This window comes from Cupriavidus sp. NPDC089707, assembly GCF_044748965.1.
GTDB lineage: Bacteria > Pseudomonadota > Gammaproteobacteria > Burkholderiales > Burkholderiaceae > Cupriavidus.
Genome location: NZ_JBIVHB010000045.1, coordinates 1 through 13510, shown reverse-complemented (window position 1 = coordinate 13510; position 13510 = coordinate 1). Strand labels below are relative to the sequence as shown.

13 protein-coding genes are annotated in these 13510 nt (G+C 68.7%); all 13 read right to left on the bottom strand.

Going from position 1 to position 13510, the window contains the following annotated elements:
* Positions 1-136 precede the first annotated feature (136 nt).
* The 13 genes from ACIP1U_RS32140 to ACIP1U_RS32080 all read right to left on the bottom strand — a co-directional run bounded on the left by ACIP1U_RS32140 (position 137) and on the right by ACIP1U_RS32080 (position 13334).
* The gene (locus ACIP1U_RS32140) at positions 137-1051 is read right to left on the bottom strand and encodes an MBL fold metallo-hydrolase (protein WP_400323858.1); all 915 of its coding nucleotides are present in this window, start codon (positions 1049-1051) and stop codon (positions 137-139) included.
* Positions 1052-1062: 11 nt separating this feature from the next.
* Positions 1063-1326 carry a DUF1289 domain-containing protein gene (locus ACIP1U_RS32135; protein WP_400323855.1) on the bottom strand — a complete coding sequence of 88 codons (264 nt, stop codon included), beginning with the start codon at positions 1324-1326 and terminating at the stop codon, positions 1063-1065.
* Entirely contained in the window at positions 1319-1789 is a 471-nt protein-coding gene (locus ACIP1U_RS32130) for a thioesterase family protein (protein ID WP_400323852.1), read from the bottom strand. The genes ACIP1U_RS32135 and ACIP1U_RS32130 overlap by 8 nt, the downstream gene beginning before the upstream one ends.
* Entirely contained in the window at positions 1786-2286 is a 501-nt protein-coding gene (locus ACIP1U_RS32125; RefSeq protein ID WP_400323849.1) for a YbaK/EbsC family protein, read from the bottom strand. Before ACIP1U_RS32125 ends, ACIP1U_RS32130 begins: the two co-directional genes overlap by 4 nt.
* 22 nt (positions 2287-2308) lie before the next feature.
* On the bottom strand, positions 2309-3244 hold the full coding sequence (locus tag ACIP1U_RS32120) for a hydroxymethylglutaryl-CoA lyase (protein ID WP_400323846.1): 936 nt from the start codon (positions 3242-3244) through the stop codon (positions 2309-2311).
* A 36-nt stretch (positions 3245-3280) separates the two neighbouring features.
* Entirely contained in the window at positions 3281-4222 is a 942-nt protein-coding gene (locus tag ACIP1U_RS32115; RefSeq protein WP_400323843.1) for a 2-hydroxyacid dehydrogenase, read from the bottom strand.
* 157 nt (positions 4223-4379) lie between these two features.
* Positions 4380-6398: an acetyl/propionyl/methylcrotonyl-CoA carboxylase subunit alpha gene (locus ACIP1U_RS32110; RefSeq protein ID WP_400323840.1), complete on the bottom strand. Its 2019-nt coding sequence runs from the start codon at positions 6396-6398 to the stop codon at positions 4380-4382.
* A gap of 97 nt (positions 6399-6495) precedes the next feature.
* Positions 6496-7518 carry a biotin synthase BioB gene (gene bioB / locus ACIP1U_RS32105; protein WP_400323837.1) on the bottom strand — a complete coding sequence of 341 codons (1023 nt, stop codon included), beginning with the start codon at positions 7516-7518 and terminating at the stop codon, positions 6496-6498.
* 23 nt (positions 7519-7541) lie between these two features.
* Positions 7542-8291: a dethiobiotin synthase gene (bioD, locus tag ACIP1U_RS32100; protein ID WP_400323834.1), complete on the bottom strand. Its 750-nt coding sequence runs from the start codon at positions 8289-8291 to the stop codon at positions 7542-7544.
* Positions 8288-9502 carry an 8-amino-7-oxononanoate synthase gene (gene bioF, locus ACIP1U_RS32095; protein WP_400323831.1) on the bottom strand — a complete coding sequence of 405 codons (1215 nt, stop codon included), beginning with the start codon at positions 9500-9502 and terminating at the stop codon, positions 8288-8290. Before bioF ends, bioD begins: the two co-directional genes overlap by 4 nt.
* Positions 9492-10898, bottom strand: coding sequence for an adenosylmethionine--8-amino-7-oxononanoate transaminase (gene bioA / locus ACIP1U_RS32090; RefSeq protein WP_400323828.1), 1407 nt, complete (start codon positions 10896-10898; stop codon positions 9492-9494). The genes bioF and bioA overlap by 11 nt, the downstream gene beginning before the upstream one ends.
* Positions 10899-11610: 712 nt before the next feature.
* Positions 11611-12399, bottom strand: coding sequence for an enoyl-CoA hydratase/isomerase family protein (locus tag ACIP1U_RS32085; protein ID WP_400323825.1), 789 nt, complete (start codon positions 12397-12399; stop codon positions 11611-11613).
* Between the two features lie 44 nt (positions 12400-12443).
* Positions 12444-13334 (bottom strand): dienelactone hydrolase family protein, encoded by an 891-nt coding sequence (locus ACIP1U_RS32080; protein WP_400323822.1) that lies wholly within the window; start codon positions 13332-13334, stop codon positions 12444-12446.
* Positions 13335-13510 lie beyond the last annotated feature (176 nt).

Below are 13510 nucleotides of genomic sequence, written 5' to 3'. Positions count from 1 at the left end.
GCGCAATGTGGGACCCGGCTAAGCATGTTCTGCCTTCCGTTACGCCTTGACTTTAAACACAGTTGCTCTCCCGCTTGCGGGAGAGGGGCCGGGGGAGAGGGCCGGCGCTTCCAATCACGCAAGCCCTGCAACCATCTCAATCCTTATTCACCACCCACTCCCCCTCCACCGCCAGCGCCCCGGCGCCCGCCAGCGCCCGCACCGCCTGCGCGGAAATCTCCGCCATCTCCTGCCCCGGCATGAACCGGTCGCGTATCCGCACCATCAACGGCGCCTCCGCCATCCATTGCGCCAGTTCCCCCTGCATCATCCGCTGCTGCTCCAGCAGCTTGAACTTCACCAACACCTTGACCGCATGGCTGGCATTGCGCGCGGGGTCGGCGCTCAGGTGACGCAGCCGCGCGGTGGCACGCTCCACCGCGGCATCAACGTCGGTGAACATGCGTCCGTGGCCAGGAATCACCAGCCGTGCATCGAGTTCCGCAATGCGCGCCAGTACCGCCGCCTGCTCGGCAAACCCGCTCTCGCCTTCCAACTCGGGAAAGATCACGCCGAAGCCGTTCTCCCACAACGCATCGCCGGAAATCAGAATGCGCGGCCCGGATGCGAACAGCATCACCGCATGCGGGTCATGGCCCGGCGCGGCTACGACCTGCCAGTCGATGCCGCCGAGCCTCACCGTGTCACCATCGTGCAGCACGCTGTCGAAGCCGAAGCGGTCGCACTGCTGCCCGGTGGCACGGTAGGTGAGGGCCTCGGTGTCCCACGCGGCCACGGCCGCGGCAGCGGCCGCGGGAATCGCGGTGCGCGGCTGCCAGCGCGCCTGCAGCGCGGCATTGCCGCCACAGTGATCGGAATGCAGGTGGGTGTTGAGGATGCGCGCCAGTGGCCGGTCCCGCAGCGCGGACGCGACCAGCGCCACGGTCTGGGGGGCATGCGTGACGTAGCCGGTGTCGACCAGCGCGGTATCGCCGCCATCGGCGAACAGGATGTTGTTGGCCGACAGCCAGCCGCGCTCGAACACGCGCATGGTCTCGGGCAACGTCGGCATCGATGCTTCGCTCAAGGGGGTGTCTCCTCGCCCGCCAGCCAGGCGGCGCGCTGGGGCAGTTGCGCCCAGATGCGGCGCTTGTCTTCGTCGCTGGCCGATGACCAGCCCGCGATCTCTTCGATGGTGCGCAGGCAGCCCTCGCAGTAGCCGCTGGCCGCATCCATGCGGCAGACGTTGCGGCACGGCGATGGGACCGGCGTTGCCAGCCGGGCGGCCTGTGCCGCGAGTTCCGCGGCCAATGCCGCAAGCGTGGCTGGCGCGCGCGCTTCAGGCATGCTTTGGCTGGCGCGCCGCCTTGGCCGCCACCTTCTCGTTGAAGCGGCCCGCGTCGATCAGGTGGCGCTCGTGCACGCCCTCGGAAATCTTGTCCTCGCCATCCCAGGCGCTTAGTTCAAAGCGCAGGCGGCGACCGTCCACCTCGACCAGCTGGCCCTTGACCGTTACTGTCATGCCCGGCGGCGTCGGCGCCAGGTGCGAGAAGCTGACCAGCGTGCCGAGCGACTGCTCGCGCGGCCAGTCCAGGTGCTCGCGCAGCATCTGCAGGCAGGCGCATTCCATGATGCCGACCAGGTAGCCAGTGGCCAGCACGTCGGGCATCTCCGGGCAGCCGGGGATATCGTCGTACAGGCGCGGCACGGTGGCCTTGGGCGGCACCGTGTATTGCCAGCTGAAGGCCAGCCCTGGTCGCAGCCCAGATTGCAGCGCAGATGGCAGCCCGGATGGCAGCTCGGGGCTCACGCCTGCGCTCCGGCGGCCACGTCGGCGACTTCCGCGCCAGTCATCTGCTGCAGTTGCTGCGGTGTCAGGCTGAACACCGCATGCGGATGGCCGGCGGCGGCCCACAGGCTGTCGTAGCGGAACAGGTCCTGGTCGAGCAGCATCACCGGCGCGACCGCATGGCCGATCGGGCAGACGCCGCCGATGGCATAGCCGGTCTTCTCGCGCACGAAGCGCGCATCGGCCTTGCCCAGCGCACCCACGCGCGCGGCCACCTTGGCCTCGTCGACGCGGTTGCTGCCGCTCGCGATCACCAGCACCGGCGCATCGTCCTCGACGCGACGGAAGATGATCGATTTGGCGATCTCCGCCACACTGCAGCCCAGTCCCGCCGCCGCTTCGGCGGAGGTCTTGCCGGTGGCGGGCAGCATCACCACCGGGCGGTCGTGGCCGAGCCCGGCCAGCAGGTCCGCCACGCGCTGCGCGGATTCGGGCAGCGCTTCGTTACTTGCCGTCATGCGTTCTCCTTGTTTTTTGCGCTCAGACGCAGGCGGGCGCCGCATCGCTGGCGGCGGCCCACTTGGTCAGCAGCGCCCGGCCCACGCGCGAGCTGTTGGCGCGGCCGATCGCCTGCGAGATATAGTCGCCGGTGCGCACCACCGCTTCCAGGTCGATGCCGGTATGAATGCCCATGCCGTGCAGCATGTACAGCACGTCTTCGGTGGCTACGTTACCGGTCGCGCCCTTGGCATACGGGCAGCCGCCCAGCCCGGCAACCGAGGCGTGAAAGATCGAGATGCCCACTTCCAGGCTGGCCAGGATATTGGACAGCGCCTGCCCGTAGGTATCGTGGAAATGGCCCGAAAGCCGGTCCAGCGCGAACTCCGCGGCGGCCGCGCGCATCACTTCCTGCACGCGCACCGGCGTGCCCACGCCGATGGTGTCGGCGATATCGATCTCGTCGCAGCCCAGCTCGCGCATGCGGCGCACCACGTCGACCACGGCGCTGACCGGGACCTCGCCCTGATAGGGGCAGCCCAGCGCGCACGAGATGCTGCCGCGCAGGCGCACGCCCTTGTCCTTCGCCGCGGCGGCGACCGGCGCGAAGCGCTGGATCGACTCGGCGATGGAGCAGTTGATGTTCTTCTGCGAAAACGCCTCGCTGGCGGCGCCGAAGATCACCACCTCGTCGGCGCCGGCGGCGATGGCACCTTCGAAGCCTTTCATGTTCGGCGTCAGCACTGAATACAGCGTGCCGGGCCGGCGCTGGATGCGGGCCATCACATCCGCGCCGTCGGCCATCTGCGGCACCCACTTGGGCGAAACGAACGAGGCGGCCTCGATATTGACGAAGCCGGCGTCGGTCAGCTGGTTGACCAGCGCGACCTTGACGTCGGTCGGCACCATGGCCTTCTCATTCTGCAGGCCGTCGCGCGGGCCGACTTCGACGATCTTCACGTAATTGGGCATGGTCATGGCCGTCTCCTGTCCTTGTTATGTAGGGTGCGGTGCTCAGTAGCCGCGCTGCAGGTCGACTACGCCGGCGATGGGCTGGCCCGAACGCAGCGCGCGGATCTTGCCGGCGATCTGGGCGATGCTGTCCTCGCGCAGCGTCAGCGCCGAGATATGCGGCGTCACCGTGATGCGCGGCTCCTGCCAGAACGGGTGATCCGCCGGCAGCGGCTCGGTGCGGAATACGTCGAGCGTGGCGCCCGCGACCTGGCCCGACTGTACTGCGGCCAGCAGGTCTTCCTCGACCAGGTGCTGGCCTCGCGCCACGTTGATCACATAGGCGCCCTGCGCCAGCCGCGCGAACAGGCCGGCATTCAGGATGTTCTCGGTCTGCGGTGTCAGCGGCAGCACATTGACCAGCACGCGCAGGCCATTCAGGAACGGCGCCTGGCCCGCATCACCATAGAACCCGCTGACGCCTTCGATCGCGCGCGCGGTGCGGCTCCAGCCGCGCACCGGAAAACCGAAGCCGGCCAGCGTGCGGGCGATATGCGTGCCGAGCGTGCCCACGCCCATCACGCCGATGGTGAAGTCGGCGCGGCGATGCGGCTTGAGGAATTTCCAGTTGCCGGCGCGCTCCTGCGCCTCATAGGCATCGAGCTTGCGGAAATAACGCAGCACGGCGTGGGTGACGTACTCGGCCATCTGCGCGGCCATGCCGGCATCGTCCAACCGCACGATCGGCACGCCGGCGGGCAGCGCGTCGGGCGCCTCGTCGCGCAGCCGCAGGATGCCGTCGACGCCGGCGCCAAGGTTGAAGACCGCTTTCAGGTCCGTGCGGCCGCGCAGCATTTCTACCGGCGGGCGCCAGACCACGGCGTAGTCGGCTGGCTCGCCGCGGCTGCCCTCCCAGGTCAGGCATTCGGCTTCGGGCAGGGCCTCGGCAAAGCCTTCGATCCACGGTTCATAGCGGCCGTCGGGGACGTACAACTGCAACTTCATTTTGTCTCCAGGGGATGTTGCGGGCGGCGAAACGGCGTCCATTGCCGTTTCCCCATGCACGGGATTGACGGCAGACCTTGATCGCTCAAAAGGCTATTTTGGCAGAGGAATGCGATCGGGGTCAGGCTTCGGGCCGGACCCCGTCCATGCGCGCCGCTTACTTGCCTTCGAATGCCAGCAGTTGCGCCCCTTCGGCCACCTGCTCGCCCACCCCATAGAGCACTTCACTGACCACGCCGTCGGCGGGCGCGCTGATGGTGTGCTCCATCTTCATCGCCTCCATCACCAGCAGCGGCGTGCCGCGCGTGACGGTGCTGCCGGCTTCGACCATCACCGCGATGACCTTGCCCGGCATTGGCGCGGTCAGCTTGCCGCCCTCGCTTTCGGACTCTCCGGCATGAGCCAGCGGGTCGAGCCACGCGAGCGCGACATGCCGCCCGGCATAGAACACATGGAAGGTCTCGCCGTCGCTGTGCACCTGCCCATGCGCACGGCGCGTGCCGAGATTGACGCGCAGGTCGTCGGCCTGGCAGGCGCTGGCGAAGGGCGCGGCCTGGTCGGCGTAGATCAGCGTGCTGCCGCGTGCATTGGTGTTCAGCGTCACGTCGAGCACCTGGTCGCCATAGCCGAAGCGCAGCTGGCGCGAGACGCCACCATTGAGCCGCCACGCCCCGCCGTGGGTCCACGGCGAGTGCGGATCGGCGGCGTCGATGCGCAGTTCGCGCGCCTCGCGGTCGAGCAGCGCGGCAACGGCCAGCGCGATGATCTCCATGCCGACCGGCGCCGGCGGCGGAAACAGGGTCTTCTCGTTGCGCTCGATCAGTCCGGTATCGAGGTCGGCGGTGCGGAACGCTTCCGACTTCACCAGCCGCTGCAGAAACGCCACGTTGGTCGACAGGCCGACCACGTGATAGGCCGCCAGCGCCTGCCGCATACGCGCCAGCGCCTCGTCGCGGTCCTTGCCCCAAACGATCAGCTTGGCGATCATCGGGTCGTAGTACGGGCTGATGGTGTCGCCCTCGCGCACGCCGGCATCGATGCGGATGCCGGCGGGGCCATGGGCATCCTCGCCGCGCATGAACTGCACCGCCGGCGGCGTGCGCAGGAAGCGCAGCGTGCCGGTGGACGGCAGGAACTGCTTGTCGGGGTTCTCGGCGTAGATGCGCGCTTCCAGCGCGTGGCCGTCGATGCGCAACTGATCCTGCGCCAGCGGCAGCGGCTCGCCGGCGGCGACGCGCAGTTGCCATTCGACCAGGTCCTGCCCGGTGATCATCTCGGTGACCGGATGCTCGACCTGCAGGCGCGTGTTCATCTCCATGAAGTAGAAGGAGCCGTCCTGGTTGGCGATGAACTCGACGGTGCCGGCGCCGACGTAACCCACCGCCGTGGCCGCGGCCACGGCGGCCTCGCCCATGGCGCGGCGGCGCGCTTCGGTCATGCCCGGCGCGGGCGCCTCTTCCAACACCTTCTGGTGCCGGCGCTGCACCGAGCAGTCGCGCTCGAACAGGTAGACGCAGTTGCCGTGCGTGTCGGCGAACACCTGGATCTCGATATGGCGCGGCCGGGTCAGGTACTTCTCCACCAGCACCTTGTCGTCGCCAAAGCTGGCGCTGGCCTCGCGCTTGACCGACGCCAGCGCGGCCTCGAAGCCATCGCCCGACTCGACCACGCGCATGCCCTTGCCACCGCCGCCCGCGCTGGCCTTGAGCAGCACCGGGTAGCCGATGCGGTCGGCCTCGCGGCGCAGCAGCGCCGGGTCCTGGTCTTCGCCGTGGTAGCCGGGCACCAGCGGCACGGAGGCCTTTTCCATCAGCTGCTTGGCCGCGCTCTTGCTGCCCATCGCGTGGATGGCCGAAGCCGGCGGGCCGATAAAGACCAGCCCGGCCGCGGCGCAGGCCTCGGCAAAGGCTTCGTTCTCGGACAGGAAGCCGTAGCCCGGGTGGATCGCCTGGGCGCCGGTTTCCTTCGCCATCTCGATGATGTGATCGGCGCGCAGGTAGCTGTCACGCGCGGCGGCGCCGCCGATATGGACGGCCTCGTCGCAGAAAGCGACGTGGCGGGCATCGGCGTCGGCATCCGAGTACACCGCGACGGTGCGGATGCCGAGCCGGCGGCAGGTGGCGGCCACGCGGCAGGCAATCTCGCCGCGGTTGGCGATCAGGATCTTGCTGAACATGACTCCCTCCTTGTTATGCCGTTATCGGCATCTTACGGCGGGGAGGTGTCCAATGGGTTAATTCCGCGTCGCTATCTCGCGCAACGATGCCGGGCGACTATCCCGCGTACCCCTCCGCCCGGATGTCCAGGCGGGCCAGCAGGGCGCGATCGCGGTCGGCCTGCGGGTTGCCGGTGGTCAGCAGCTTTTCGCCGTAGAAGATGGAATTGGCGCCGGCCATGAAGCACAGCGCCTGCAAGGCTTCGTCCATCGCCTCGCGGCCCGCGGACAGGCGCACCATCGCCCCGGGCATGGTGATGCGGGCCACGGCAATGGTGCGGACGAACTCGAACGGGTCCAGCGCCTCGACGCCGGACAGCGGGGTGCCTTCGACCTGGACCAGGTTGTTGATGGGCACCGACTCCGGGTACGGGTCCATATTGGCCAGCTGGGCAATCAGGCCGGCGCGCGCCTCCCGCGATTCGCCCATGCCAACGATGCCGCCGCAGCAGACGTTGATGCCGGCGTCGCGCACGTGGCCGATGGTGTCGAGCCGGTCCTGGTAGGTGCGCGTGGTGATGATCTTGCCGTAGAACTCGGGCGAGGTATCCAGGTTGTGGTTGTAGTAGTCCAGCCCGGCTTCCTTGAACTGCTGCGCCTGCTCGGCCTTGAGCATGCCCAGCGTGACGCAGGTCTCCAGGCCCATCGCCTTGACCTCGCGCACCATGTCCATCACCGGCTCGAGGTGGCGGTCCTTGGGGCTGCGCCAGGCGGCGCCCATGCAGAAACGCGTGGCGCCGTTGGCCTTGGCGGCGCGCGCGGCGTCGAGCACCTCGTCCAGCGCCATCAGCTTCTCGGCCTTGACGCCGGCATCGTGGTGCGCGCTTTGCGGACAATAGCCGCAATCCTCCTCGCAGCCGCCGGTCTTGATCGACAGCAGCGTCGACAGCTGCACGGTGTTGGCGTCGAAATTCTCGCGATGCACCTGCTGGGCGCGGAACAGCAGGTCGTTGAACGGCAGCGCGAACAGCGCGGCGACGTCGTCGACACGCCATTTGGCGTCGTCGGGCAATGCGTGCTGGCGGGCGGTCTGGCGCAGCGATTCGGCGGAGATGGTGGTAACGGTGTGGGCTTGGGTCATGTTTTTTTCAGTCGAATTCTGGTTCAGGCGGCAAGGCCGGCGGCCTCGGCTTGGGATCTGGCGGTGGCGGCGAACAGCGGCGCCAGGTCGAGGCACGTAGCGGCGGCGGCGGCAGCGGCGGCGGGGTCGAGTTGCCAGGGCAGTTCGCCCAGGCACGGCGCGTCCAGCGATGCATGCAGCGTGGCGATGTTCTCGTCGGCGAGCAGCATGTCGGGGTCGACCCGGTTGGCAATCCAGCCGGCCAGCACCAGGCCGCGCGCGCGGATCGCTTCGGCGGTCAGCACGGCGTGGTTGAGGCAGCCCAGGCGGATGCCGACCACCATCACCACCGGCAGGCCCAGCATCACGGCGAGGTCGGCGGTGCTCCAGCGCACCGCGCCGGCGTCGAGCGGAACGTGGAACCCGCCCACGCCCTCCACCACCACGGCGTCGGCCTGGCGGCGCAGCGCGTCGAATGCATCGCGGATCGGCGCGCGCGTGATGCGCACCCCTTCCTGCGCCGCGGCCAGGTGCGGCGAGCACGGCGTGCGCAGCAGGAACGGGCAGGTATGGCCGAGCGGCACCGTCACCGAACTGGCGGCGCGCAGCTGCGCCACGTCATCGTTGTGCCAGTGGCCATCGCGCCAGTCGCTGCCGCTGGCGACGGGCTTCATGCCCGCGGTGCGGTAGCCGGCGCCATTGAGTGCATGCAGCAGCGTGGCGCTGGCGTGGGTCTTGCCGACGCCGGTATCGGTGCCGGTGACGAAGCAGGCGAAATGGCGCGGCGCGGTCATGCGGCCTCCTTGCGCGGCATCGCCTCGGACAGCGCGTCGAGCAGGCGACGCACGTCGGCCTCGTCGTGCGCGGCGCACAGCGTGATACGCAGCCGCGCCGTGCCCTCCGGCACCGTCGGCGGCCGGATCGCGCCGACGCGGATGCCGCCGGCCTCCAGCGCCGCCGACAGCGCCAGCGACGCAGCGTTGTCGCCGATGATCAGCGGCTGGATCGCGGTCTGGCTCTCGCCCAGCGACCAGCCGGCGCTGGCAGCCAGCCGTGCCAGGCCTTCACGCAGCAATGCAATGCAGCGGGTCAGTTGCGCACGGCGTTGCCGGCCTTCGTCGCCTTCGATGATCGCCAGGCTGGCCAGCAACGCATGCGCCACCGCCGGCGGCGCGGCCGTGGTGTAGATATACGGCCGCGCGGTGTTGACCAGGTGCTCGATCACGGTCTCGTGCGCGGCGACGAACGCGCCCGCCACGCCGGCGGCCTTGCCGAGGGTGCCGATATAGATAAAGCGCTCGGACGACAGCCCCAGCGCTTCCAGCACGCCGTGGCCCGCTTCGCCCAGCACGCCGAAGCCGTGCGCGTCGTCGACGATGATCCATGCGTCGTAGCGCTCGGCCAGTGCCAGCAACTGGCGCAGCGGCGCGACGTTGCCGTCCATGCTGAACACGCTGTCGGTGACGATCAGCTTGCGCTCGCTGGTGCTCGCCGCCAGCAGCGCTTCCAGCGCGGCGGTGTCGCAATGCGGGTAGCGCTGCACGTCGGCGCGTGCCAGCCGGGCGCCGTCGATCAGCGAGGCGTGGTTGAGCGATTCGCAGAACAGCGTCGCGCCCGCCGTGCCCAGCGCGGTCAGCACCGCCATGTTGGCCATGTAGCCGGTGCAGAAGTACAGCGTCTGCGCGTGCGGGATATGCGGTGCGAACCAGCGTGCCAGTTCCTCCTCCAGCTGCGCATGCGCCAGGGAGTGGCCGCTGACCAGGTGCGACGCGCCGCTGCCGGCGCCGTATCGGTGCGCGCCTTCGGCCAGTGCGGCGATCACCTTCGGATGGTTGGCCAGCCCGAGGTAGTCGTTGCTGCAGAAAGTCAGCAGCGGCTGCGGTTGCGCATCGACGGCACCCACGGCCTGGTGCGGCGCGCACGCGGTGTGCGCAATGCGGCGGCGGCGCGTCAGGGCCAGTTGCTGCCGCTGTGCGGCAGCCTGTTTCAGTTGTTCAAGCAGCATGGCGAACCTCCGCGCTGGTGGTGACATCGTCGAGCGTGGCCAGCAATTGCTGGCCCAGCCAGCTTGCCTGCGCGGCATCGAACACATAGGGCGGCAGCACGTACAGCGTGTTGCCGATCGGCCGCACCAGCAGCTCGCGCGCCCGCGCGGCATGGTGGAAGCGCGACGAGAATTCCGCGCCGGCCACGCCGTCGCGCACGTCGGCGGCCCAGACCAGGCCGCGCTGGCGCACGTGCTGCAGGCGCGCGTCGGCAGCCAGCGGCGCCATCGCGTCGGCCAGCCAGCCGGCGCGCTCGCGGTTCTGTGCGATCACGTTGTCCTGCTCGAACAGGTCGAGCGTGGCCAGCGCGGCGCGGCAGGCCAGCGGGTTGCCGGTGTACGAATGCGAATGCAGGAAGCTGCGCGCCAGTTCGTCGGCGACGAAGGCACGCTGGATTTCCGGGCGCGACAGCACCAGCGACAGCGGCAGGTAGCCGCCACTGATGCCCTTGGACAAGCACAGGAAATCGGGCCACGCATGCGCGGGCAGCGCAGCCTCGGCCGAGGCCTCGCCCCGCGACTGCTCCCACGCGAAGAAGGTGCCGGTGCGCCCGCAGCCGACCGCGATCTCGTCGGCGATCAGGTGAACGCGGTAGCGATCGCACAGCGCGCGCACGCCGTCGAGATAGGACGGGTCATGCATCGCCATGCCGGCGGCGCCCTGCACCAGCGGCTCGACGATCAGCGCGGCGACCTGGCCGGCGCGCTCGCGCAGCAGCGCTTCCAGCTCGGCCAGCGCGCGCGCGGCCACGTCGGCGGCCGATTCGCCGCGCAAGGCCTGGCGCGCGTCGGGCGACATCACCACGTGGGCGCGGCGGATCAGCGGGTCGTAGGCGTCGCGGAAGATTTCCACGTCGGTCACCGCCAGTGCGCCCACGGTCTCGCCGTGATAGCCATTGCGCAGGCAGACGAACTCGCGCTTGGCCGGCAGCCCGGTGTTGCGCCAGTAGTGGAAGCTCATCTTCAGCGCGATCTCGACCGCCGAGGCGCCGTCCGAAGCGTAGAACACATTGCCGAGCGCGCCGCCGCTCAGCGCGGACAGGCGCTCGGCCAGTTCCACCGCGGGAGCGTGCGTGCAGCCGGCGAGCATCACATGCTCGAGCGTTTCCAGTTGGGCCGCCAGCGCGGCGTTGATGCGCGGGTTGGCGTGGCCGAACAGGTTGACCCACCACGAGCTGGTGGCGTCGAAATAGCGGCGGCCGTCGGCATCGAACAGCCACGGGCCTTCGCCGCGCACGATCGCCAGCGGCAGGGCGTCGTCATCGGGGCGCAGGCGGGTGCAGGGGTGCCAGACGGCGTTGCGGCTGCGCTGGCCGAGCGACTGCGCGCCGCCTGGGGAAAGGGACAGATGATCCAAGGTAGCCCTCCTTTGTTGACCGTCTGCGTGCGCGTTGCTGCAACGCGGCTGACGGTTGGGAGGGTCATGTTAGGAACGTCCACGCGGGGTTGGCAATGAGGGCGATTTTTTTGTTTTGGGCGCCGGTTCGCGTGATTTCGGCGATTTTATAGGGATGAAGCATGGAACTTGGGAGTTGCGTGCCGCGATCTTCACGCAAAATGGAGGGAGATTTTTTTGAGACCTGACTCCGTTGACGCTCCGGCCCTCTCCCCCGGCCCCTCTCCCGCGAGCGGGAGAGGGGAGCAAAACAAGCGCGGGAGAAGCCGTTAGAGGGATCGCCAGCGATAGCGCTAAGCGAGCCCAGCGATGCGTTCTGTGCCCGAGCACATGACCTGCGATGCTGACGGCGCACAGCGCAGCCGTAGGCGTCCCTACGTTGGCGTCAGCAGCAGGGACCACCCACAGCTCTGGGCTCGTTCAAACACCGCGTCAATCCCAGCCACCGTGGCGCACCACGGCGTCAGGCAGTCTTACTCTGCGACGAAGCCAGGCCCCGTACGAGAGCCGCGGCCCACTACGATAAGAGTGGCCGCCCGCAGGGCCGTAAACGCGCTTTTTGGTTACTTTTTGTCGCTCGGACAAAAAGTGACCCGCCCAGGAGGGCGGAACCAGGCATATCAAGCACTACCAGATGCCAGCCGCAGGCAAGGCATTCAAATCATCGCCCCCCTCAGGCCGGCCGCCACGACGGCGACCGCTTTTCCAGGAACGACCTCACCCCCTCCTTCCCTTCCTCCGACGCCCGGATCTTAGCGATCCGGTCCGCCGTATCCGCCAGCAGGTCGTCATCGATCACCTGCCCCGCGATATCCTGCACCAGCCGCTTGCTCTCGCGCACGGCATTGGGGCTGTTGCCGACCAACGCAGTCGCCAGCTCCGCCACCTTGGCGTCGAGCGCTTCGGCCGGCACCACCGCATGCACGAAGCCCAGCCGCAGCGCCTCGCCCGAGTCGAAGCGCTCGGCGGTGATGAAGTAGCGGCGCGCCGCCTGCTCGCCCATAGCGCGGATCACGTAGGGGCTGATGGTGGCTGGCAGCAGGCCCAGCCGCGCCTCGGACAGGCAGAAATGCGCGTGCTCGGCGGCCACGGCGATATCGCACGCGGCGACCAGCCCCATGCCGCCGGCGTAGGTGTCGCCCTGGATGCGCGCGATCACCGGGCGCGGGCACGACCAGACCGTATGCAGCATCTGCGCCAGCGTCAGTGCATCGGCGCGGTTCTGGTCGTCGGAGTAGCCGGCCATCTTCTTCATCCAGTTCAGGTCGGCGCCCGCGCAGAAGGCCGGGCCGTTGCCGGCCAGCACGATGGCGCGCACCTCTTCCATGTCGCCGAGCGCGCGGAAGGCGCCGGTGACTTCGGCGATCACGGTCTCGTTGAAGGCGTTACGCACGTCGGGCCGGTTCAGCGTCACGGTGGCGACGTGGTTGGCGATATTGACGGTGAGGGTGGTGAATTCCATGGTTCGCTCCGTTGACGGATGTCTGAATGGTTGGCGGGTGCGGCTCAGGAGCCGGTCTCGAACGGCAGGCCAAGCTCGTGGAAGAAGGCGGCGACCTCGGGCAGCCACAGCGGGATGCCTTCCCGCGCGCTGAACAGCCGGTGCGAGTCGCTGCCGAACTCGCCCACGTCGATCAGCCACGTCTTGGCCGCTTCGCCCTTGGCCTGCGCCTTGTATGCGTTGAACATGCGGCCGGGCAATGGCACCGGCCAGTAGCTGTCGTTGTCGCCGTACACCCACAGCGACGGGTAGCGCGCCGTGCTGCCATAGCTGGCGAAGGCGTCGACCAGCCGGTCTTCCCAGTCCGCGCAGTTCAGGTTGCGCAGCCCGCCGGCAAAGTTGACCACGCCGCGCACGCCGGGATAGCCGATGGTGCTGAAGGCCATCGTGGTCAGCCCGCCGTGCGATTGCCCGATCACCACGATGCGCTCCATGTCGATATAGGGCAGCGTGGCCAGGTAGTCGAGCGTGGCGACCACGTCGTCGGCCTGCATCATGCCGTTGGCCTCGATGTCGCAGCTGCCGCCCACGTAGGCGCCGCCCGAGCGCGCGAAGCCTTGCCGCATCGGCAGCACCACCACGTAGCCGCGACGCAGGAACTCGGCGCTCTGCGCCGGGAAGCGCGCGCGTCCTTGCGTAAAAGGCCGGCCCGGCGCCTTGCCGTGGTTGATCACCACCAGCGGGAACGGCCCTTCTCCCGGCGGCTTGAATACCGTCGCTTCCAGGTCGATGCGTGACGGGATCGCGGCCTTGGGCAGCATCACCACCTGCTCGGTGAAGCGCATGCGCGGCGTGGCCTGCCCGATGCCGGCCCCGGTCTGCGCCGGCGCCGGCAGGGCCGGCAGCAAGGCGAGCACCGTGGCAAGGCAGGAGAGCAGACGAGTGACGCAGCGCATGGATGTAGCAGCCAAAAACCGATAAAGCCAATGAAACCGATGAAGCCAGTAAAGCAGACAGCGCCGATGCCGTGACGGCACTACATGCGGAACACGCCGAACTTCATGTCCTCGATCGGCGCGTTCAGGCTGGCCGACAGGCCCAGCCCCAGCACCGTGCGCGTCTGCGCGGGATC

What these genes read in the sequence shown, in the direction of transcription:
- ACIP1U_RS32135 (WP_400323855.1), bottom strand. Translation starts at nt 1,326, where the DNA reads ATGCCTGAAGCGCGCGCGCCAGCCACGCTTGCGGCATTGGCCGCGGAA.
- ACIP1U_RS32080 (WP_400323822.1), bottom strand. Translation starts at nt 13,334, where the DNA reads ATGCGCTGCGTCACTCGTCTGCTCTCCTGCCTTGCCACGGTGCTCGCC.
- bioB (WP_400323837.1), bottom strand. Translation starts at nt 7,518, where the DNA reads ATGACCCAAGCCCACACCGTTACCACCATCTCCGCCGAATCGCTGCGC.
- ACIP1U_RS32110 (WP_400323840.1), bottom strand. Translation starts at nt 6,398, where the DNA reads ATGTTCAGCAAGATCCTGATCGCCAACCGCGGCGAGATTGCCTGCCGC.
- ACIP1U_RS32125 (WP_400323849.1), bottom strand. Translation starts at nt 2,286, where the DNA reads ATGACGGCAAGTAACGAAGCGCTGCCCGAATCCGCGCAGCGCGTGGCG.
- ACIP1U_RS32120 (WP_400323846.1), bottom strand. Translation starts at nt 3,244, where the DNA reads ATGACCATGCCCAATTACGTGAAGATCGTCGAAGTCGGCCCGCGCGAC.
- bioD (WP_400323834.1), bottom strand. Translation starts at nt 8,291, where the DNA reads ATGACCGCGCCGCGCCATTTCGCCTGCTTCGTCACCGGCACCGATACC.
- ACIP1U_RS32115 (WP_400323843.1), bottom strand. Translation starts at nt 4,222, where the DNA reads ATGAAGTTGCAGTTGTACGTCCCCGACGGCCGCTATGAACCGTGGATC.
- bioF (WP_400323831.1), bottom strand. Translation starts at nt 9,502, where the DNA reads ATGCTGCTTGAACAACTGAAACAGGCTGCCGCACAGCGGCAGCAACTG.
- ACIP1U_RS32085 (WP_400323825.1), bottom strand. Translation starts at nt 12,399, where the DNA reads ATGGAATTCACCACCCTCACCGTCAATATCGCCAACCACGTCGCCACC.
- ACIP1U_RS32140 (WP_400323858.1), bottom strand. Translation starts at nt 1,051, where the DNA reads ATGCCGACGTTGCCCGAGACCATGCGCGTGTTCGAGCGCGGCTGGCTG.